This window comes from Streptomyces sp. NBC_01320 (assembly GCF_035974375.1).
In the GTDB taxonomy this organism is placed as follows: domain Bacteria; phylum Actinomycetota; class Actinomycetes; order Streptomycetales; family Streptomycetaceae; genus Streptomyces; species Streptomyces yanii.
The window spans coordinates 1,786,034-1,805,795 of sequence record NZ_CP108390.1 but is presented as its reverse complement, the minus strand read 5'-3'; the positions used below and the strand labels follow the sequence as shown (position 1 = coordinate 1,805,795).

The window sequence follows — 19,762 nt, the reverse complement described above, 5'->3', positions numbered from 1 at the left end:
GCCGCGGTCGCGTCATCGTTGCGGGCTGCTTGCCCCGTCGGCACCGATCAGAGCGTGGGGCACGTCGGCCCGCACCCCAGCAGGTACTGACCGTGCGCGCGGGTCCTCCCTGAGGAGTCCGCGGCTCAAAACCGGCGTGCGAACACGCCCGGGGACTGTCGCAGCGGCCGCACCCCGTGGGCGAGTCGGGCAAGGTCTCGGCGCAGCTCGGGCAGTGGTCGAAGGCGATGACTGGCGCAGGGCGTTCAAGAAGGCGGCAGGAGCGGTCTTCCTCCACCTGGCCGTGCGGGACGGTATCCGCGAAGGGGCGTCCGGTGCGAATCCGATGAGGAGCAAGCCGCCGTCCAAGGAGTGACGGGCCGGTGTGACCGACTGAGGACGGCCCGATCATGGGAGTGATCTCCTCATGACCAGTACGATGCACGCCGTGCGGGCCCACCTACGTGGCGGCCCGGAACAATTCGTCTACGAGTCGGCCCCATGCCCCGAACCGGCCGGCGGTGAAGTGCTCGTCGCGGTGTACGCCGCCTCCATCACCGCCGGCGAACTCGAATGGGACGCCAGCTGGACCGACAGCCTTGACGGGACGGGGCGTGACCGAACGCCGACCATTCCCTCGCACGAGGTCTCCGGCGTTGTGGCCGAAGTCGGCGCCGGGGTGACCGATCTTGCTGTCGGCGATGAGGTCTACGGGCTGATCCCGTTCACCCGGGACGGAGCGGCAGCCGAGTACGTTGCTGTTCCCGCGAGCATGCTCGCCGCGAAGCCGTCCCAGTTGGATCACGATCGCACGGCGGCTGTACCGCTCGCGGCCCTCACCGCATGGCAGGCGTTGGTCGACCGTGCCGAGCTGCAACCGGGACAGCACGTCCTGGTTCACGGCGGCGCCGGCGGTGTGGGCACCTTCGCCGTGCAGATCGCTATGACGCTGGGTGGGCGTGTGACGGCCACCGCTTCCGCGCGCGACATGGACTTCGTCACCGCGCTCGGCGCGCAGCGGGTCATCGACTACCGGGCCGAACGGTTCGAGGACCTGGTCCGGGACGCCGACGTGGTGCTCGACCTGGTGGGCGGAGAGACACAGGACCGCTCCTGGGTGACGCTGCGGCCTGGTGGAACCCTCATCAGCATCGTGCAGCCCCCGGACCCTGAGAAGGCTGCCGCCCACGACGTTCGCGCCCTGTTCTTCATCGTCGAACCCGACCGGGCCGGTCTGGTGGCCATCGCCGAACTGATCGACAAGGGCCGACTGATGCCGGTGGTGGACCGCGTGGTGCCACTCACCGAGACCCGCGCGGCCTACGAGGCACTTGTGACCGAGCACCCGCGCGGCAAGGTCGTCCTCCATGTGGACGGCAACCGGAGCACCCGCGCTGCCTCCTGCCGGACACTCTAAGTTCTGTCGTCGAACTGCCTTCTGCCGCACCGCGTCCGGTACGCACGCCAGCTGTGATGCCGACAAGTCCTCGTAGCGGATCTACGAGGACTTGCGGGCGCCATGCGACCGCACGCACCAGATGCCGCTTGGCCGCCCTTCGAGCGACGACGGCAGTTCGACGCTAGGGGCGGAGGTAGGGCCGGGTCATGATCTCCATGTTGTGGCCGTCCGGGTCGTCGAAGTACGCGCCGCGACCGCCGAACAGACGGTTGATCCCGCCGGGTTCGATGTGGCTGGGATCGGCGTAGTAGGTGACCCCAACTGCTTCCAGACGGGCGATCATGTCGTTGAACTGTTCGTCAGGCACGAGGAACGCGTAGTGCTGCGACTGGATCGGCTCGTCACGCTTCTCGTAGTAGTCGAGCGTCACCCCGTTGCCGAGGTCGACGGGGAGGAACGGCCCGAATGGAGCGCCGACCTTCAGCCCCAGTATCGCGGCGATGAACTCGGCGGACAGCTGCCGGTCTGTGGCGTAGACGGCGGTGTGGTTCAGGTGGACGGCGGTCGCCGCCAGTTGGGATTCGTACGGGTAGTTCTGATTGTTCGGCATGTGCGAGGTGTGTCTCCGGGTCTTGGGATCCGCTGGGATGGGCGCCACATACGGGCGCCAGGCAGGAAGACACGGAAAAGGGGCGGGGCTCTTGCCCGCCTCGCCCTCACGCCGAGGCCGGGAACCTCACTCGTGCATGGCTCATGGCCGACCCGGCAGTCACCTGACCGACTTTAGCGATCACCACAGGCTGAGGCAATGCCGTTCCTGGGCTGTGCGCCGGCCACCGGTGCGACGACGCTGGATTCCGTCGGCTTTGGCAGAGCAGGCATGGTCAGTTGCGAGGCTGGGCGCGACGATGAACCGGTAGATCTCTCGTGTGACGGAGCGCTTGATGCAGCGGAGGTCGACGGGCCTTGTCCTCAGCAGGGAGTCGCCGCAGGTGGTGGGCCTCTGCTGCCTGGCTCGGTCGTCGTCCTCGCATGTTGCTGCGGCGAGACGATGGTGAAGCCCGACGAGCGACTCGGGCGCCCGGAAAGACCAGTTGGTTTCCTCCACGAGTCGCGGCTCTGGCTCAACTTCCTGAACCCGCCTGGTTCTCGTAGGCATTCGTGCGGTTGGGTGAGGAGGCGTGACGGTACGGATGCGAGGTGGCGGACGGATGGTGATTGTCTTCAGGTGTCGACAGTGTGATGCGCCGCATCTGACGCGATCGCATAGCCCTGGACTTCCCTGCTCTCCCACTCCTCCTGGTTCCGGGCGAGGAAATCGGAGGTTTGCGGTCGGCCATGGTTCGCTGCCCAGGACGTCCACGGCACCAGATGGGACTCGTGGATCGCCGGTTCCCATGCGTCGAGATCGCTCGTGCGTGCGCGGGGCCGACATGTCCACCTGGCCCGGTGTCAGCCACTGCCTGGTCCGGCCTGAAGGCTACATCGGGTGCCTCGCGTCCGGGACGGACATGACTGGTCTCATCGACTACCTCGATCGGTGGCTGCCGCTGTCCGAAGCCGGCCAGCCGATGCGCTGACCGCCCATACGGCGCTGCGGAACAGGCAGCGTACCGGCCCAGGATGTGACTCGTGGCCGTCAGGACCGACGGCTTCGTGCGGTAACAGACCCAGGCCGCGGCAGCTCGGAGATGAGCAGGTCGGCCTCCTGAGAGAGGGAGCGGGTTGCTCAGTGCTGTGAGCATGAGCATGACGGCCGCGGTTTGCCCCGTTCAGGAGTGCCGTACTTGCCGCGCAGCTCAGCAACTACACCCATGTGTTTCGGCGTGCTCACCATCGTCTCCGTACCTGGCGCGCGCGGTCGAGGACTCGCTGGACTCGGTCCGGCGGGACCCCTTCGTCGCGTCATGCGTGACGTCCGACTTCACCCCGGACGATCGGCCGCAGGCGGCCGAACGCTCACCGAGCTCGGTCTCGTCGCATCGGGACTGGGTGGCGCTGGTCCAGCGAAGCTTATCCGCGACGGGACCGAGGAAGCCGTGTTACGTGAACTGCCATTGTTCGCGACATCGGTTCAGCTGCGGGCCCACTGGCACCGGGGTGATCTGAGACCGATGGAAGCGGACTTCCGGCACACGCTACTGGGGGAGGGCAACGAAGACAGCGTCGTGCTCCGGCATGAAGTGTCGGAGCCTGGGCACGCAGTCGTGAATGGCGGGCGTCTAGCCGTCAGGGCGCCTACGGGAAGGAGCTGGGGGGCCGGGGGCGACTACCCGGGCTCGGAAGCCTCACGGAGTACCTGCCCCAGTTCGCTGCTGTGCTGCTCCACGAGTTCCGGGCGGTTGTGATGGGCCGCCGGAGTGTTCTGGAACAGTGCCACTTGCCACGTTTCAGCGCCGTGTACGGCAACAAGCGTCTGCACCACGTTCAGATCCGGCATCAACTCGGTCTGACCCGGCGGCACCATGCCCGCGATGGCGCGCAGCATCGCCGCGTCGCTGCCCAGCGGTCGCACCTCCCGGATCTTCCACACGTATGCCGCTGTCGGATGGTCGGCGAAGATCGGTGCGAGATGACCGGCCACCTCCGAGCCCCGCACTTGGCTTCCGTCGAATCCGATCATTGCGGCGTCAGGAGCGAACAGCGCTGCATATCCCTGAGCATCACGGTGGTTCCAGGCGCGGAGCAGTGTTTCGTAGAGGTCCCGCACGGCACGTGCGACGGAATCCTCGGCTGGTGTCTCGTCCATGGCACCGATCCTGCCACGGTCCTCGCTTCTGCCCAGTTGACAACGCGCGTTGCGCCCTTACGGCGCCTCTGCCCCATGACGGGTGGCTGGGTTGTTCGATGGGCAGGTCCGCCAGGGCGTGGGAGAGGTGGGCGACGTCGTAGCCGCTGTCCATGACGATCAGGATCTCGGGGTCGCCCGGCCGCCAGTGCCCGGCCATGGCCAACCGTGCGATGACTTCGCGGAGTTGGCCGGTGGTGACCTGGGTGGCGTCGTCCGCCTGGCCCAGGCGGACCGCGTCCAGGAGAGCGACCCAGGAGGTGCGGCCGGACTCCAGGGCGGCGACGAAGAATACGGCCAGCCGGGCACGAACTGGTCACTGCTGCGGTCACCGCGCCGGTAGACATGGCAGAACAGCCGCTCGTCGCTGGTCGGTGCATCGGGCCGCAGCCAGTGCGACACATCCACAGCGAGCACGATCTGCCCGTCGGCCGCCTTCGGCAGCGGCAGGCCGGCCAGGGCGCGGCGCAGCCGCACCGGCTCCAGCCAGCCCCGGTCCAAGGCGGCGTACAGCGCGCCGTGCCCGCGCCGGTGCTCGGCCGCAAGCGACAGCTCGACCAGGGTCTTCACCGGCCCGTCCGCGCACCGCACCGCATCGGTGAGCTCGAAGAGCGCATCGGTGCGGGCGTAGAGACACTCGTAGAACTCGACCCGAAAGCGGGACAACAGGCCCAACACCTCGCTTCCGGGCACATCGACAGGCGGACTCATGGGCAGCGGCCGTTCCTTGCGTGCTTCGTTACTCGACATCTCGAAGCGTGAGGAAACGGCCGTCTCGTATGCCCCCAAATCCCAGCAATCTCAGCAGGTCGAGTGACCAGCGGCGATGAACGACAAGCTAAGGGCTGGCCCGGAATCCCTGGCGGGCGCACGACGACAGCTACGGCACCTCGCTGCGTTGTTGGAACGCCCGAATACGCCCAGTATGAGGACGCTCCTCCGCCTTGCGATGCACCGCATCCGACGCCGCGCGCTGTTCGGCCAGAGATTACAGGAGAGTCCTCAGGTGATCGTGATCGCTTGTACGGGGCAGGCACGGGCTGCCTCCCCGACCAGGGGGCCAGTGGCGCCGTCCTTGTGGTCAGGCAGCAGTTTGCTGAAGCCGTCGTCGTCCTGGGTGAAGACCTTCGGCGCGGCAAGCACGCACTGTCCGGCGCCGATGCACACATCCGTGTCGATATTGATCCGCATCACAACAGGGTCCTTTCCGTTCGGTTTTCGGTCACCACGCCACGGGCAGTTCAACCATGCCTTGGATGGTGTCACCCGGTTTGAACGGGATATCGTCGGCGGGTACCGCCAGCCGTAGTCCCGGAAGACGGTCGAAGAGCGTACGCAGCGCGATCTCCATCTCGGCCCGAGCCAGATTCTGACCTAGGCATTGATGGATACCGAAGCCGAAGGCGACGTGGTTGTGCGAATTCCGTCCGAGGTCCAGTTCGTCCGGCGAGGGATATGCGGCCTCGTCCCGGTTGATCACGGACGTGGACAGAATGACGCCGTCCCCGGTCCGGATTGTCACCCCGCCCACCTCGATGTCCTGTGTTGCCACCCGTGACATTCCGTCGGCGATGGAGAGGAAGCGGAGCAGTTCCTCGACGGCAGCAGGCATCAAGTCCGTGGAGGCGCGCAGCCGGGCCAACTGGTCGGGATGCTGCAGCAGAGTGAAGGTACCGAGCGAGATCATGTTCGCGGTCGTCTCGTGACCGGCCACGAGCAGGATTTCGGCCATTCGGACCAGTTCGTCGTGGTTGACGGCCCCGGTGTCGAGCTGCTGGACGATGAGCTCGTCGAGCAACCCTTCGCCGGGGTCGGACCGTTTGCGTTGGATCAGGGCTCGGAAGTATTCGTCGAGCGCGTCCCGCGCGGCATCGATATCGCTGGCTGCAGGGCCGCGCAGCAACCTGCGCGACTGCGACTCGAAGAACTCGTGGTCGGCGTAGGGCACCCCGAGCAGCGCACAAATGACCATGGACGGAACGGGCAGCGCAAAGGCACTGACCAGATCGGCCGGCGGGCCCTGCTCGATGATCGCGTCCAGCAGTCTGTCCACGGTCTCCTGGATCCGCGGCCGCAGGGCCGCTGTGCGCCTGACCGTAAAACTCGGAATCAGCATCCGTCGTTGGACGTTGTGCTCGGGGTCGTCGAGACCGATCAGTTCGACGCGTCGCGAAGCGGTCGCTGCCACCCGCTCGGTGAACACGGGAAACGCAGGGTTCTCCCGGTCGGCCGACAGCCGCGGGTCGACCAGCAACGCACGCGCCTCCGCATGCCCGGTCACGAGCCACACGGTGCGGCCGTCGAAGAGCCGGGCGGGCGACACCGCCTGTGGTCCCCGGTGCGCAGGCCGGTACCCCGTCGGCGGGTGGTAGGGGCAGGTTCGGTCCTGCGGAAAGGAAATGGTCTCAATATCTGCCATGGCGGACCTCGCAAACAGGGTGGGGGATTCCTGCCGGCCTCTCCCCACTGGATTCCTCAAGCACCCAAATGGTCTAGTCGGTGTTCGGTCAACTCGCCGTGGACCGTCGATTTCGGCTGCTGCCGTGGCCGGGCGTTGTGAGCCACCGAGGTGATGCGCCCGGACTTCCGTACGTAGTCGGGCACGCGTCACATACGGAGTGCGTGCCTGTGGCTCCATGAATCAGGACTGCACTGAGAAAGAGGCGATGAGTTCGGCCATGTTCTGCATGTGCGGTTCTGACTCACGTACGTCATACACGCTAAGGGAGCCGATTTCGGTTGTCACGCCGACGTTCACGAGAAGGGAGGGTGTCCGACCATCCGCTGAACGGAAGGGCGGGGCGCTTCCCCTGCACAGGGCAGTAGAACTGATGGCTCTTGAGGCAACTGTCTGCCGCACCCGGTCGCGGCAGGATCGGTTCCCAAGGCGGTCGGTCGCCCCTTCTGCGACCTCACGGATACGATCCTCACCGTCGGAAACCAGACCCGGCGGTCCCGGACAGCCCACCGTTGGCGCGGCCGTCGGGCACAACGTTCCTGAGTTCGCCCGTATCTCGCCTCTCGTCTCCGGAGCGGTCCTCAGAATCTGCTGGATCAGCCCAGCTGCTCTTGCTGGCCCAGGAGTGCGACGATGCGCTTCGCAGTTTTCTCGCCTGCCCGCTGCTTGACCAGACCCTCCTTGGCTACGCCACGGACGGACGCAACGGTGCGTTCCGGACCGCCGTCGGTCAGACCGACGGTGATCAGAACGGGATTCATCTTCCCGAATCCACCTCCGACGATGGCCCTGATGACCTGTTCCGCAGCGGTGGGCCGCGCGCCTTCGACTCCCAGACGATGTCCTGCCCGAGCAAGGACGCCGGTCACATGATCGGCAACGATACCCAGTGACATGGCCGGCGTCACGTCGATCTCGTGCACGTTCTTCTTCAAACGCTTCGCCGCGAACGCTGCCCCGCGTCGGCCGCCGGCCCCGCCGCCATTTGTTCCCGCCGTGCCCAGCGCGTCCGCCAAGATCTGGTCCACGTCGTCGGTCACGGCCGCAGCGTACTCCTCAGGCAAGTGCGCTGGAGCAGCCCCAAGCTCGATTGCCGAGGCCTGACTGTTCTGCTGTCGAGGGCCCGACGTCGGCGCGGGCGAATCGGTGGCGGATCCATTGGGTGGCTGCATGGGCGTGCTCGGCTTCGGCAAGTCGGTCTTCCCGTCCCTCTGCTCGGCATACAGATCGGGGATCCGGTCGGGACACCCTCACCGATGCGGCGCAGAAGCCCCCACCGCACTGCGCGTGGACGCGGGTGTGGCTGTCGGCATGCCTGACTTCCTTTCGGTACGAGACCCGCATCGCATCGACGCGGACGGACTGTCATTCGTGCCAGCGCCGAAGGCCCACACATCCCCGGCAGCGGTCAGCCCGCCCCGGACCTCGCCGGCCGGGGCGGGGCTGAGTTTCGCTGCCCCCGAAAGGCCTTCCCCGCACCCGCCGAGATCCCCTGCCACCTGCTCGATACGGCAGAGCAGGACCGTTCCATGGGAGACATCCGCCGCGTGTACAGCTCGCGATGGGGTTTCAGGGATCCGATACAGGTCACCCGTAAGGCACGAACCACACGGATTACCGGCCATGGGAAGTGAGACACATGGAGAACTGGCGTACGCACGCGGCCTGCCGTGACGAAGACCCCGACCTGTTCTTCCCCATCGGGAGCACAGGTCCGGCGCTGGTGCAGACCGAGGAAGCGAAAGAGGTGTGCCGGGGATGCCCTGTGCGGGAGCAGTGTCTGGAGTGGGCCATGGAGAACGGCCAGGACTCCGGCGTATGGGGCGGGCTGGGTGAGGCCGAACGGCGTGCGCTGAAGCGACGCACGCGCAGGTGTGCTCAAAAGTCCGGATGAGGACGGACTATGCACCATGGACACCAAGGCCTGGATTCTCGTCGGCGCTGTCGCCGCACTACTCACGATGGGGGCTGCCGGCGTACTCCTGGTCAGGCTGTTCCGCGCAAGGAAGCTGCTGATGGACGCGGGTGTCCCGCTGCGCAGCAAGGCGTTGGTGTCGGCCGCGGTGATCTATACCGTGTGCCCTGTCGACCTGATCCCCGACCCCGTCTATCTGGACGACATCGCGTTCCTGTTGCTGGCCCTGCGTTCTCTCGCTGCCCCCGGCCCAGGGCAGCTCGGGCGCCGCGTTCCTTGCGAAGGCCGGCCGGGCCCCGGCGTCCGACGAGAGCGCGGACATAGTTGATCGGGACTGAAGCAGGCGACATACGGTAGTTGCGGCGCCCAGCTCGACCTCACTGATCTGGATCCCCGCCGCTGGGGCACTACCGCCGTTGACATCTGCAGCGTCTGCCGACACCCCATCGAGCAGGGTGGACTCCACCAGGTATGGCTCTCCATGCCAGTGGCCACCGACGTGCTGCCACTCCTGGTTCATGCATGCTCGACAACGTGCCTGGCTGCGCTGCCCGCTGGAGGTGAGAACCACATCAGCTCATTTCACACGGGCGGCCGCGTCGAACAACCCGCTGCTGACTGGGACTGATCAGTGAACAGCGGGATACCGGGTGCGTGGCATCGACGCATCACCCTGCACCCGGACCTGAAGGCAGCTGCAGCTCATGACGGTGTTCCCGCGTCACCACCCTCATGGACGCCGCGCCGATATGGCACGCCGTTGTGATGGTTGGGCGAAGCCTCGGGCCGGCCTGCCCTGTGTCACAGATCGTGCTTGCGCTCCCAGCCCGCGCTGGTCAGCACCTTGGCGAAGTAGTCGTTCGGCGGCTTGTTCGTGGCACTCGGCAGACGCTTGTCGTGCCGCAGTTTCCCGCTGTAGCCCTTGAAAGCCGCAATGGTGGCGTGAAGACAGTTGTTGGTGTGCACGTTGTACCCGCGGTTCTTGACGGTCGAATACCAGGACTGGGCGGCGCGCAGGTCGGCGTCGGCTGTGTTCACACAGCGATACTGCTTGTAGTACTGCCGGTTCAGATGGTCCCTGTCACGGACCTTCTTGAAGTGGCTCCGAGCCTGTTCCCATGTTCCACCCCGAATCCACCCGGCCATCGGTGCGTCGTTCTGGCTGCCGAACGATCCATAGAGCCAGTGGTTCGTCCCGGCCCTGTCCTTGATCATGAAGGCCGCGTGCCCCGCACCGTAAGCGCCCCTCGGCGCGTTCACCATGCATACGCGACCTGAGGACGCCGCCTCGGCAGTCGGCGCGGAGACGACAGCCCCGCTGATCAGCAGCGCAAGCGCCGCTCCGACCCGCACCGCATCGCGAGAGGGAGTGGCAAGAATATTGGACATGTGTTCCACCCTCGATAGGCACCGCGCGCGCGGCCTGGTGGCCGGGAAGAGGTGCGCCCCGGCCGCAGCCGGTATCAAGATCGACTACCCCGTCTTTGCGACCCTCTTGCCACCCCCAGGAGTGACAAGGGGGGCGCGCGAGATCATTAACGAGCAGCGCGAGCGATTCACGCGCCCCCTCCAGCGGAGACTCGAGATCCCCGTCCGCGTGCCCCCGGGCCTGATGCGCCCCGCGGTGCACCACAGGCCGGCAGTGTGTCGCCAGGGCAGTTCAAGGCTGCGACGAACCTCTGCGGATCGGGAGCAATGCTCAAGACTTGTGGATCGGTTCCGGGAGGGCACGCGGAGGGCGTACCTTCCCGAATGATCCTTAAGGTCTCCGAGTAGGCCCGCGTTGCAGCGCGGGTCGGGAAGGCACGCCCTGTGCTCAGCGTAGTCACCGCCGACGGCACCACCGAGTCCGGCTCCCTGATAGACGAGATCGTGCGCGAAGGCGCCCGACGCATGTTGGCCGCAGCGCTGGAAGCCGAAGTCAACCAGTACATAGCCGACTTGGCCGCCGAGACCGACGGGTCCGGCCGGCGCCTGGTGGTCCGCAATGGCCACCATCGGCCCCGCACCGTGGTCACCGCGGCCGGCCCGGTCGAGGTCACCGTCCCGCGGGTGAACGACCGCCGCATCGACGAGGCTACCGGCGAGCGCAGGCGGTTCTCCTCCAGGATCCTGCCGCCTTGGTGCCGCAAGTCACCGAAGATCTCCGAGGTGCTGCCGCTGCTCTACCTGCACGGACTCTCGTCAGGGGACTTCGTGCCCGCGCTGGAGCAGTTCCTCGGCGGCACCGCAGGCCTGTCGGCCGCGACCGTGACCCGACTGACGAAGCAGTGGGGCGAGGACCACGCAGCCTTCCAGGATCGGGACCTCTCCGACCGCGACTTCGTCTACGTATGGGCCGACGGCGTGCACCCCAAGGTCCGGCTCGGGCAGGCGCACTCCTGCGTCCTGGTCCTGCTTGGCGTCCGCGTAGACGGCACCAAGGAGCTGATCGCGCTGGCCGAGGGCCTGCGGGAGTCCACCGAGTCCTGGGCCGACCTACTGCGTGACTGCCGCCGACGCGGCATGCGCGACCCGGAGCTGGTCGTCGGCGACGGTGCCATGGGCTTGTGGAAGGCCCTGGCCGAGGTATTCCCCGCCACGCGCCACCAACGCTGCTGGGTTCACAAAGCCAGAAATGTCACGAACGCCCTGCCGAAGTCCGCACAGCCGGGCGCAACGAAGGCCATGCAGGAGATATACAACGCCGAGGACCGCACCCACGCCGAGAAGGCCATCAAAGCATTCGAGAAGACCTACGGCACCAAGTGGCCCAAGGCTGCCGCGAAGATCACCGACGATCGGGAGGAGTTGCTGGCGTTCTACGACTTCCCTGCCGAGCACTGGATCCACCTACGCACCACGAACCCGATCGAGTCGACGTTCTCCACCGTCAAGCTCCGCACCAAGGTCACCCGCGGCGCCGGCAGCCCGGCCGCAGCGCTCGCCATGGTGTTCAAGCTCGTTGAATCCGCCCAGGTCCGATGGCGCGCGATCACCGGCGCCCACCTGGTGGCCCTGGTCCGGGCTGGCGCGAGGTTCGAGAATGGGATCCTGGTCGAGCAGCAGGAGCGGGCTGCGTAAGCGGGAGGGTGGCCATCCTTCCCCTATCCACCACCGGAACACAGGGGCGTTTCAAAGTCCCGATGATCAGGTGAGTCTGCAGGTCATGGTGCTGCAGGGTGTCGAGGGTGACCCGTCACGGAAGCAACGAAACTCCGGTTGAACGGGGTGACCTTCCCAAGTCGCCCTGCTTCGCCGGAGTTTCGATGTGTCGTCAGTCTGCCACCGTCTGTCTGGTCAAGCCGCCCACCCTGGCGGGTGTCGCAGTGCTTCCGCTGGTGGAGCGGTTGCGGTTGCTGCCTGATCCCCGGCGCCGGCGCGGTGTGCGTCACCCGTTCGTGGCGGTGCTGCTGGTCGCTGCCTCGGCGGTGGTGGCAGGCGCCCGGTCGTACGCGGCGATCGGGCAGTGGTCCACCAGCGCCCCGCAGCACACGCTGGCCCGGTTGGGCGCCCGGACCGTAGGCGCGCTGGGCGTGCGCGTTCCGCCGAGCGCTGCCACGATCCGACGGGTCCTCGGCCGTGTCTGCCCGGGCGGCCTGGCCGACCTGACCGGCGCCGATCCCGCAGGCGCACAGTCGGTGGCCGTGGACGGCAAGGCCGCCCGCGGGTCGCGTCACGACCAGAGCCCGGCCGCCCATCTCCTGGCCGCGATGACCGACCAGGGGCGGACCGTCACCCAGCTGCGGGTGCCCGACAAGACCAACGAGATCACCTGCTTCGCCGCCCTGCTGGAGCCCTACGACCTGACCGGGGTCACCGTCACGGCCGATGCTCTGCACACCCAGCGCGCCCACGCGCGCTTCCTGGTCGAGGAGAAGAACGCGCACTACCTGCTGGTGGTCAAGGCCAACCAGCCCGGTCTGCACCGACAGGTGCGGTCACTGCCGTGGAAGGACGTCACCGCACGCCGCTACGACCGCGAGAGGGGCCACGGACGCAAGGAGACCCGCGTCACCAGGGTCCTCACGGTCACCGACCTCGGACTCGACTTCCCCCACGCCGTCCAGGCCGTGCGGATCCTGCGCCACCGCACCGACCTCAAGACCGGCGCGTGCACCCGCCAGACCGTCTACGCGATCACCGACCTGACCTCGCATCAAGCCTCGCCCCAACGCCTGGGCCAACTCGCCAGGTCGCAGTGGACCATCGAGAACCGGCTGCACTTCGTCCGCGACACCACCTTCCGCGAGGACGCCTCGAAGGTTCGGACCGGCCACGGGCCCGACAACATGGCGAGCCTGCGGAACTTGGCGATCAACACGCTCCGCGACGCCGGGCACAGCAACATCGCCGCCGGTCTCCGCCACGCTTCCTACGAACCGTTCACCCGCCCACTCGACCTCTTGGGCATCGCCTGACCGGCGCACTCACAAGATCAAGAGACTTTGCAGCGCCCCTGCACCGGAACAAGGGTGATCACACATGGTTCCTCGGATCGGCGACGAAGTGATCGTCTCCTGCAAGTCAGCAGTGGCTCGGGTGGCCAGAGTGGATCGTTACATCACGCTGGAATGGCCGTGGAGGGCGGTCGACGATTCCTCCAATTTCCGATGGAACGGGCAAGTCGCACTACCTCATGCCTATTCCCGTGAGGAATGGAGCCCATATCGTCTGGAACCATCTGGATCCACCCTCCGTATTGGAGACGACTGCACCGTTTCGATCCCGCCGACCCGGCTCTACGTGGGGCACTACGAGGAGTACCGCCCTCCCCGCAAGCTCGGCTGGGCTCCCGAACCCACCGCAGGACTCTACGTCGTGCCGCCGGAGAGGATGGACCTGGATATGGAGTACGCGGGGTACATGCTCTACCTGGGTGGATCTGATCCCATTTGCGTCGAACCACTCAACGCCTGAGTCGGCGCACACCAGCCTCCAGTATCACGCAGCCAAGAACGATCCGAGTCATAGAACTCGTCCACAAGTCTTGACTATTGCTCTGACAAGCCCGGCCCACGTCTTCCGTACCCCATCGCTATGCGTGGGACTCGGATCCGGCCGCGCCGGCGATCTGCTTGTCCCACAGGTTTCAGGCCCCCGTGGCACCGTCGATGCCCTCTCTCAGAAGATCGGCGTGGCCGTTGTGGCGGGCGTACTCCTCGATCATGTGGACCAGGATCCAGCGCAGCGACACCCCCTGGCCACCGAGGTAGGCAGCTTCCTGCTCCGAGAGTTCGCCGGAGTCGTCCAGCGAAGAGGCGGCGATCACCTCGCGACCCCGCGCCACTTCCGTGCGCCAGATGGCCAGTGCCTCGTCGATGCCACGATCAGGGGCGAGGGTGAATCCGTCCGTCCTGCCTTCCTCGTACACGAGCGGCAGGTCCTGTCCGGCGAACACTTGCTGGAACCAGTTGCGTTCAACTTCCGCCATGTGCTGGACGAGGCCGAGCAACGTCATCGGTGACGGTGGCACCGATGCCAGACGTAGCTGACGGTCGTCCAGCCCCTCGCATTTCAGCACGAGCGTTGCCCGATGGAACTCCAACCAGCTCTCCAGCATGGCGCGTTCATCAGCATGCGCGGGCGGTACGGGGCGCCCGTCCGGTGTCGTACTCATATAACGCACCCTTGCACAGTCCACTGAGGTGCGACAGATCGTGGCCCGGCGGTGCGCCGAGCAGGGCATCGGATGGAGCGATGGAAGCGCAGGCCCTTTCGGGAAAGGCGTATTTCCGTAGCCGAGCATGCTGCTTGCGTGCGCAGACGGGAGGCCTCGACGCGTCCGTGCAACTGGCCGGGCTCGCGTGGGGGCGTGGTTTGCTACCGGCGCCGGACTGGGCTTGAGTCTCCAGTAGGGGGAGACGCGAAGGTGGGGGCATGGACGGCGACACGCTCCACTCGATCGGCGACCTGGCCCGGCGCACCGGTCTCACGGTCAAGACCATTCGGTTCTACTCCGACCGTGGGATCGTGCCGCCGATCGACCGCAGCCCGGCGGGCTACCGCCTCTATGACATCGACGCCGTCGCACGCCTGGACTTCGTACGAACGCTGCGTGACCTGGGACTGGACCTTTCCACGATCCGGAAGGTAGTGGATCGGGAGCTGTCACTCCCGCAGGTTGCGGCTGCGCACGCCGAGGCCCTGGCAGTGCAGATCAGGAGCCTGCGCCTGCGTCGCGCGGTATTGACGGCAGTGGCCAGACGCGGGTCCACCCTTGAGGAGATGGAACTCATGCACAAGCTGGCCAGACTCTCCGAGGACGAACGCCGTTGCCTGATCGGCGACTTCCTCGACGCTGTCTTCGTCGATCTGCACGAAAGACCCGAGTGCGCAGCCGCCATTCGGTCCATGACACCGGAACTGCCCGACAATCCCGAAGCGGAGCAGGTCCAGGCGTGGGTGGAACTGGCAGAGCTGTCTCAGGATCCGGACTTCCGTGCCGGCATGCGGGGGATGGCCGAGGACCACATGTCAGAGCGTACGAAGGACGGGACTACGCGGCTGGCCCGCGACGTTGCGGCGGTGGTCCGTGACCAGGTTGCCCCCGCGCTTGCAGACGGCACCCACCCGGCCTCGCCCCAGGCGGATCCGGTCATCGCGGCGATCACGGCGCATTACGCGTACGTCATTGCCGGAACCGACGACGTCGAGGTACGGCGTCGGCTGCTGACCTGGCTGGAGACCGCGAACGATCCGCGTCGAGACAGGTACTTCCGGCTGCTTGCAGTGATCAACGGCTGGACCGCTCCGCACAGCCTGACGCCGGCGTTCGACTGGACGATTCAGGCCTTGCGCGCCCGGCTGTAGTCATGGCGAACGGATCGTGAAACGGTATGGCAGGACGACTCGGAACATGCCGCTTCCGCCTTGCCGCGACATGCCCGATTCCGGGTCCCTACCGGCCTTGTCGTCGTAGACGATGCTCCGCAACTCCCGTGCTCCTCGTTCAGCAAGATGTCCCACATGCTTGGTGGTCCGCCACTGACGCCGCCGTGGACCGGGCTGGTGCACTGCGGCGGCCCCGGCGGGGTGCGGCATGCCCCGGCGGGGCATGCCACGAGCAGTCAGCTCACAGGCGTTCCCCATACTGGCCCTCTGAACGGAAAATCCCAGATCAGCGGGGCAGGCGGCAGCGTCCGTTCGGCGTCAGCCGGGCGGACAGGCTTGGAGCGGTTGTGGTGCTCAGCCCACAGCTTCCACGGGGGCGAGGGTGACCTGGTGGCCGAGGGCCTGGAGCTGGCGGACAAGGGCTTGGGTCTTGCGGACGGGGTTGACCAGGCGTTGGTGATGGTCGGGCCCGAGGTCTTCGAAGCGGGCGGCGGGATCGTTGATGATGTGCCAGACGATCACCAGCATCGACCGGGCCACCGCGACGATGGCCTTCTTGTGTCCCCGGTGTTTGACGAGTCTGCGGTAGCGGGCTCCGAGGAAGGTGTCGGTCCGGGCCGCGGCCATCGCTGCTTCCCCGATCATCCCCTTGAGCCACGGGTTGCCGTGTCCGGTGGGCCCCGAGGTGTTCTTGCCGCCGGACTGGATCGTACGAGGCGCGGGCTTGGCCCACGACACCAGGTGGCCGGAGGTCGGGAAGACCCGCATGTCCGGGCCGAGTTCAGCAACGATCACCTCGGCTGCAGTCCGGCCGATCCCGGGGATCTCGTCCAGACGCTCGACCAGCGATAACAGGTCCGCCTCGCCGGTACCGCCCGGGGCACCGCGGGGCCGGCCTGCGCCCCCGTCCGCCTCCGGCAGACGGATCCCGGCGAGCTGGGCGGTGATCCGCTGCGAGAGCTCGTCCACCTGGACGGTGATCCGGTCGATGGTGTCCAGCAGCAGCCGGCACAGGTAGGCATGGTGTTCGTCGAACTGGCCGGTCAGTGCCTCCACCAGCGCATCGTGCTTGGAGACCAGTCGGCCACGGGCGAGACCGGCCAGTGCTTGTGGACTTCGCTCCCCATCGATCAGCGCCTCCAGCATGGCGCGTCCCGAGACGCCGAAGAGGTTGGTGGCCACCGACGAGAGTTTGATCTGCGCGTCCTCCAGCACCTTCTCGATGCGCTGCCTGTTACGGCTGCGTTCGCCGATGAAGACCGAGCGGAGCCGGGTCAGGTCGCGCAGTTCCCGGATCGGCTTGGGCGGCACGAAGGAAGGCCGAAGCATGCCCCGTTCGGCGAGCTTGCACAGCCACACCGCGTCGAGTTTGTCGGTCTTGGGGCGGCCCGGGACGTTCTTGACGTCGCGGGCGTTGACCGGCCAGCACTCAGGCCGCGGGCTTCGAGGAGGTAGAACCACGGCTTCCAGTAGCTGCCCGTCGCCTCCATGACCACCCGGGTGACGCCCTGGCAGAGCAGGTGATCGCCCAGTTCCAGAATGGCGTTCGTGGTCGCGCCCACGTTCGACACCCGCTGGGTGCGGCGTCCCTCGATCCTTTCGTGCGGCAGACGCAGGCACAGCATCCCGGATGCCTTGGCCACATCGATCGCGGCGACTCGCTCCACCAGTTCCGCTGTCTGGTCGACCGCCTCGGACTCGTCCATCCACGTCCCCTCCCTCACACGGACCCTCCGGGCGGCAGCCACCCGCAGGGCCGTGAGGGGAAACGAGAATCTGAACGGCGTGCTCGAAGGCAACAGTGCGCGGCCCCTCCGGCCGGCCCCGGCGCCAGACTCTGTCCCGGGCTCACTGCCCCAAAGAGGGAGCGACGTCGACGGGCGGCCACCACGGCCCACTGATCCCAGCACAGCGTTAGAACGATCTACCTGCCTTGATCGCTTTGACAGGTTCCGTGGGCAACATGCGGAGCTGGAGCCGTTCGGCCCGTACGTCGCCCCGACGTGGTTATGCGAGTACTTTTCCGAGGAATTCGCGGATGTTTTCCGTCATGACGTCGAGGTGGCTCTCCAGCGCGAAATGCCCGGAGTCGAGATGGTGAATCTCTGCGTGCGGCAGGTCGCGCAGGAACGCGGTGGCGCCGTCGGGGCCGAAGATCTCATCGCCTGCACCCCAGAGTGCGAGGAGCGGGACCTGGCTGGCGCGGAAGTACGCCTGAACGGCTGGATAGAGCTCGACGTTGGTCGGGTAATCGCGAAACAACTGCAACTGGATCTCGTTATTGCCGGGGCGGTCCAGCAGGGACTGGTCGAGCGTCCATGTGTCGGGACTGATCAGGCTGGGATCCGAAACTCCGTTCAGGTACTGCCAGCGGGTGCTTTCCAGGGTCAGGGCGGCACGCACGCCCCTCTCGGTATCCGCGTTGGGGTTGGCGGCGTACGTGAAGAGGCCGTCCCAGAATGCAGCGACGAAGCCTTCCTGGTAGGCGTTTCCGTTCTGCGTGATGATCGCGGTGATGCTATCCGTTGCCCGCAGCGCCAGGCGCCAGGCAACAGGGGCACCGTAATCGTGGACATATGCGGCATAGTGGTCGACGTTCAAATGATCGAGGAGACCAGCGGTGATGTCAGTGAGGGCTTCGAAGCTGTAGGGGAACTCCTCTGGCGACGGCGCGGAAGAGAACCCAAAGCCGATGAAGTCCGGTGCGATGACGTGATAGCGGTCCGCCAGGGCAGGTATGAGGTGGCGGAACATGTGCGAGCTGGCGGGGAACCCATGCAGGAGCACGACCGTGGGCGCTCGTTGCGATCCGGCCTCCCGGTAGAAGACACTCTGCCCGCCGATTTCTGCAGTCCGGTGATGCACGGATGTCATGACCGTTCCGATCGCTTGTAGGTCGGTGGCTGCTTGCGCCCTTGCGTTCAGTGGAGGCAGTGGGCTGGAGGGACCGGCGGCGCGCCCTTGTCCGCTGGAGCCCTTCAGGGCGAGGAAGGCGGCGGCTGCCGCCTTGAGATGTCCGAGCCGGTCCGAAAGGCGCCGCTCGCACACATCGGGCGTAGAGCCGGACGGTGGGGGTGCACTGGCCAGGCGCGTACGCGCTGACGTTCGTGAAGGCAACCGGAGTTCAGGTCTGCAGGACGCACAGTTTCCAGGTTCCGATCGGTATGGCCTGGTGCTGAGTCGACATCATGGCGGTACCCAGAATCGATGTGTCAAAAATAGCGTAAACCTGGATAAGCGCGCGTTGAGGTCGGCCGTGGAAGTGCCAGCCGGACCGGCGTATGTCCTGGGGCCAACCAGGATCGGCGAGTGCCCGCACGACGACAGCCAGGTGGTGTCCGGCGAGACCGTCCGGCATGACGTTCGTGCCACGAATCGCCATGCGGTGGGGCCCGGACGACTGGCAGGCATGTACAGGCGGCCCTAGCGTCGACGTCAGAGTGCCCAGCCCCGAAGGAGTAGTCATGACCGCGCGCCCGCCCCTTCCCCCGTTTACACGGGAGACCGCAATCGCGAAGGTCCGTCAGGGAGAAGACGGCTGGAACACGCGTGACCCGGAGAAGGTCGCCCTCGCCTACACAGTGGACTCACGATGGCGCAACCGGGCGGAGTTCGTGACAGGACGCGACGAGATCGTCGCGTTCCTGAAGCGCAAGTGGACCCGCGAACTCGACTACCGGCTGATCAAGGAACTGTGGGCCTTCGACGGCAACCGGATCGCGGTACGGTTCGCGTACGAGTCGCACGACGACTCCGGTAACTGGTACAGGTCGTACGGCAACGAGAACTGGGAGTTCGACGAGAACGGGTTGATGGCCGTACGGCACGCCTGCATCAACGACCTGCCGATCAAGGAAGCGGACCGTAAGTACCACTGGCCGCTGGGGCGCCGCCAGGACGACCACCCCAGTCTCAGTGACCTCGGATTCTGATCCCGGAGCTACGGACGAGCCCGGGCCGCCGCAGTGACCTGATGTGTACGGACTGCAGCGAGGGACCGAGGTCGAAGGCGCGACGCGGCACAGCTTGCTGGGTCTCCAGGCGGCCGTGTCGCCGAAGTTGTGCGACGGCCCCAGCCGAACAAGGGGAGGCAGCACCCCACTGTTGCCGCAGCGTTCGCTGCTCTTCTCGGCCCACCTGCGCGCCGGGTTGCCGAGATACGGAAAGGCCCCGGTCCGAGCGTGGAATCGTCCATGCGACGTCCGACGACTGTGGTGGGGTGTCCTCGCCGGGTCACCGGGCGAGCGTGGGCGAGGGCTTATGGGTTCCTTCGATCGGCGCCCACGGATCAGCCGGTAGGGCGTCGGCAGCCGTGATCGTCACTCGCCGAGCGGTGACGGCTGTCTGACCACCCAGCTCAGGCGCTCGCAGGCGCCAGGAACGGGGAATGGGCGAAGCCGCCCGGCCAGG

18 protein-coding genes and 1 pseudogene are annotated in these 19,762 nt (G+C 66.6%); 9 read left to right on the top strand and 10 right to left on the bottom strand.

Annotated elements, in window-relative coordinates:
- Nucleotides 1-214: 214 nt before the first annotated feature.
- Together OG395_RS08680 and OG395_RS08675 are read left to right on the top strand one after the other, a co-directional pair.
- A complete protein-coding gene (locus OG395_RS08680; RefSeq protein ID WP_327242357.1) occupies nucleotides 215-355 on the top strand; it encodes a hypothetical protein in 141 nt (46 codons plus the stop codon).
- Nucleotides 356-406: 51 nt separating this feature from the next.
- Nucleotides 407-1,396: an NADP-dependent oxidoreductase gene (locus OG395_RS08675; RefSeq protein WP_327242356.1), complete on the top strand. Its 990-nt coding sequence runs from the start codon at nucleotides 407-409 to the stop codon at nucleotides 1,394-1,396.
- Between the two features lie 163 nt (nucleotides 1,397-1,559).
- On the opposite strand, the gene OG395_RS08670 is transcribed toward OG395_RS08675, so the two are convergent.
- From OG395_RS08670 to OG395_RS08645, 6 genes and pseudogenes are all read right to left on the bottom strand, one after another.
- Nucleotides 1,560-1,988 (bottom strand): VOC family protein, encoded by a 429-nt coding sequence (locus tag OG395_RS08670; RefSeq protein WP_327242355.1) that lies wholly within the window; start codon nucleotides 1,986-1,988, stop codon nucleotides 1,560-1,562.
- A 1,659-nt stretch (nucleotides 1,989-3,647) separates the two neighbouring features.
- The gene (locus OG395_RS08665; protein WP_327242354.1) at nucleotides 3,648-4,088 is read right to left on the bottom strand and encodes an SgcJ/EcaC family oxidoreductase; all 441 of its coding nucleotides are present in this window, start codon (nucleotides 4,086-4,088) and stop codon (nucleotides 3,648-3,650) included.
- A gap of 133 nt (nucleotides 4,089-4,221) precedes the next feature.
- Nucleotides 4,222-4,877 (bottom strand): annotated as a pseudogene (locus OG395_RS08660) (transposase); the annotation flags it as partial.
- 291 nt (nucleotides 4,878-5,168) lie between these two features.
- On the bottom strand, nucleotides 5,169-5,357 hold the full coding sequence (locus OG395_RS08655) for a ferredoxin (RefSeq protein ID WP_327242353.1): 189 nt from the start codon (nucleotides 5,355-5,357) through the stop codon (nucleotides 5,169-5,171).
- 31 nt (nucleotides 5,358-5,388) lie between these two features.
- Nucleotides 5,389-6,585 (bottom strand): cytochrome P450, encoded by a 1,197-nt coding sequence (locus tag OG395_RS08650; RefSeq protein WP_327242352.1) that lies wholly within the window; start codon nucleotides 6,583-6,585, stop codon nucleotides 5,389-5,391.
- Between the two features lie 635 nt (nucleotides 6,586-7,220).
- Entirely contained in the window at nucleotides 7,221-7,664 is a 444-nt protein-coding gene (locus tag OG395_RS08645) for a hypothetical protein (RefSeq protein WP_327242351.1), read from the bottom strand.
- Between the two features lie 599 nt (nucleotides 7,665-8,263).
- On the opposite strand from OG395_RS08645, the gene OG395_RS08640 reads away from it, so the two are divergent.
- Nucleotides 8,264-8,518, top strand: a complete 255-nt coding sequence (locus OG395_RS08640; protein ID WP_327242350.1) for a WhiB family transcriptional regulator — start codon at nucleotides 8,264-8,266, stop codon at nucleotides 8,516-8,518.
- Between the two features lie 16 nt (nucleotides 8,519-8,534).
- Nucleotides 8,535-8,867 carry a YkvA family protein gene (locus OG395_RS08635; protein ID WP_327242349.1) on the top strand — a complete coding sequence of 111 codons (333 nt, stop codon included), beginning with the start codon at nucleotides 8,535-8,537 and terminating at the stop codon, nucleotides 8,865-8,867.
- Nucleotides 8,868-9,340: 473 nt separating this feature from the next.
- Here the strand turns inward: OG395_RS08635 and OG395_RS08630 are convergent, their stop codons facing one another.
- Nucleotides 9,341-9,928, bottom strand: coding sequence for a Tat pathway signal protein (locus tag OG395_RS08630; protein ID WP_327242348.1), 588 nt, complete (start codon nucleotides 9,926-9,928; stop codon nucleotides 9,341-9,343).
- A gap of 423 nt (nucleotides 9,929-10,351) precedes the next feature.
- Between OG395_RS08630 and OG395_RS08625 the strand changes: the two genes are divergently transcribed.
- From OG395_RS08625 to OG395_RS08615, 3 genes are all read left to right on the top strand, one after another.
- Nucleotides 10,352-11,602, top strand: coding sequence for an IS256 family transposase (locus tag OG395_RS08625; protein WP_327242347.1), 1,251 nt, complete (start codon nucleotides 10,352-10,354; stop codon nucleotides 11,600-11,602).
- A gap of 185 nt (nucleotides 11,603-11,787) precedes the next feature.
- Nucleotides 11,788-12,939: an ISAs1 family transposase gene (locus tag OG395_RS08620; protein WP_327241110.1), complete on the top strand. Its 1,152-nt coding sequence runs from the start codon at nucleotides 11,788-11,790 to the stop codon at nucleotides 12,937-12,939.
- A gap of 64 nt (nucleotides 12,940-13,003) precedes the next feature.
- A complete protein-coding gene (locus OG395_RS08615; protein WP_327242346.1) occupies nucleotides 13,004-13,438 on the top strand; it encodes a hypothetical protein in 435 nt (144 codons plus the stop codon).
- A gap of 172 nt (nucleotides 13,439-13,610) precedes the next feature.
- On the opposite strand, the gene OG395_RS08610 is transcribed toward OG395_RS08615, so the two are convergent.
- Entirely contained in the window at nucleotides 13,611-14,138 is a 528-nt protein-coding gene (locus tag OG395_RS08610; protein WP_327242345.1) for a DinB family protein, read from the bottom strand.
- Nucleotides 14,139-14,398: 260 nt separating this feature from the next.
- Here OG395_RS08610 and OG395_RS08605 point away from each other — a divergent pair, with 260 nt between their 5' ends.
- On the top strand, nucleotides 14,399-15,331 hold the full coding sequence (locus OG395_RS08605) for a MerR family transcriptional regulator (protein WP_327242344.1): 933 nt from the start codon (nucleotides 14,399-14,401) through the stop codon (nucleotides 15,329-15,331).
- A gap of 375 nt (nucleotides 15,332-15,706) precedes the next feature.
- On the opposite strand, the gene OG395_RS08600 is transcribed toward OG395_RS08605, so the two are convergent.
- Together OG395_RS08600 and OG395_RS08595 are read right to left on the bottom strand one after the other, a co-directional pair.
- The gene (locus tag OG395_RS08600) at nucleotides 15,707-16,813 is read right to left on the bottom strand and encodes an IS110 family transposase (RefSeq protein ID WP_327242343.1); all 1,107 of its coding nucleotides are present in this window, start codon (nucleotides 16,811-16,813) and stop codon (nucleotides 15,707-15,709) included.
- A 546-nt stretch (nucleotides 16,814-17,359) separates the two neighbouring features.
- A complete protein-coding gene (locus OG395_RS08595) occupies nucleotides 17,360-18,226 on the bottom strand; it encodes an alpha/beta fold hydrolase (RefSeq protein WP_327249283.1) in 867 nt (288 codons plus the stop codon).
- 590 nt (nucleotides 18,227-18,816) lie between these two features.
- On the opposite strand from OG395_RS08595, the gene OG395_RS08590 reads away from it, so the two are divergent.
- On the top strand, nucleotides 18,817-19,284 hold the full coding sequence (locus tag OG395_RS08590) for a nuclear transport factor 2 family protein (RefSeq protein ID WP_327242342.1): 468 nt from the start codon (nucleotides 18,817-18,819) through the stop codon (nucleotides 19,282-19,284).
- The last annotated feature ends 478 nt before the right edge of the window (nucleotides 19,285-19,762 follow it).

What these genes read in the sequence shown, in the direction of transcription:
- OG395_RS08655 (WP_327242353.1), bottom strand. Translation starts at nt 5,357, where the DNA reads ATGCGGATCAATATCGACACGGATGTGTGCATCGGCGCCGGACAGTGC.
- OG395_RS08675 (WP_327242356.1), top strand. Translation starts at nt 407, where the DNA reads ATGACCAGTACGATGCACGCCGTGCGGGCCCACCTACGTGGCGGCCCG.
- OG395_RS08615 (WP_327242346.1), top strand. Translation starts at nt 13,004, where the DNA reads ATGGTTCCTCGGATCGGCGACGAAGTGATCGTCTCCTGCAAGTCAGCA.
- OG395_RS08595 (WP_327249283.1), bottom strand. Translation starts at nt 18,226, where the DNA reads ATGACATCCGTGCATCACCGGACTGCAGAAATCGGCGGGCAGAGTGTC.
- OG395_RS08610 (WP_327242345.1), bottom strand. Translation starts at nt 14,138, where the DNA reads ATGAGTACGACACCGGACGGGCGCCCCGTACCGCCCGCGCATGCTGAT.
- OG395_RS08630 (WP_327242348.1), bottom strand. Translation starts at nt 9,928, where the DNA reads ATGTCCAATATTCTTGCCACTCCCTCTCGCGATGCGGTGCGGGTCGGA.
- OG395_RS08620 (WP_327241110.1), top strand. Translation starts at nt 11,788, where the DNA reads ATGTGTCGTCAGTCTGCCACCGTCTGTCTGGTCAAGCCGCCCACCCTG.
- OG395_RS08605 (WP_327242344.1), top strand. Translation starts at nt 14,399, where the DNA reads ATGGACGGCGACACGCTCCACTCGATCGGCGACCTGGCCCGGCGCACC.
- OG395_RS08670 (WP_327242355.1), bottom strand. Translation starts at nt 1,988, where the DNA reads ATGCCGAACAATCAGAACTACCCGTACGAATCCCAACTGGCGGCGACC.
- OG395_RS08590 (WP_327242342.1), top strand. Translation starts at nt 18,817, where the DNA reads ATGACCGCGCGCCCGCCCCTTCCCCCGTTTACACGGGAGACCGCAATC.
- OG395_RS08640 (WP_327242350.1), top strand. Translation starts at nt 8,264, where the DNA reads ATGGAGAACTGGCGTACGCACGCGGCCTGCCGTGACGAAGACCCCGAC.
- OG395_RS08635 (WP_327242349.1), top strand. Translation starts at nt 8,535, where the DNA reads ATGGACACCAAGGCCTGGATTCTCGTCGGCGCTGTCGCCGCACTACTC.
- OG395_RS08650 (WP_327242352.1), bottom strand. Translation starts at nt 6,585, where the DNA reads ATGGCAGATATTGAGACCATTTCCTTTCCGCAGGACCGAACCTGCCCC.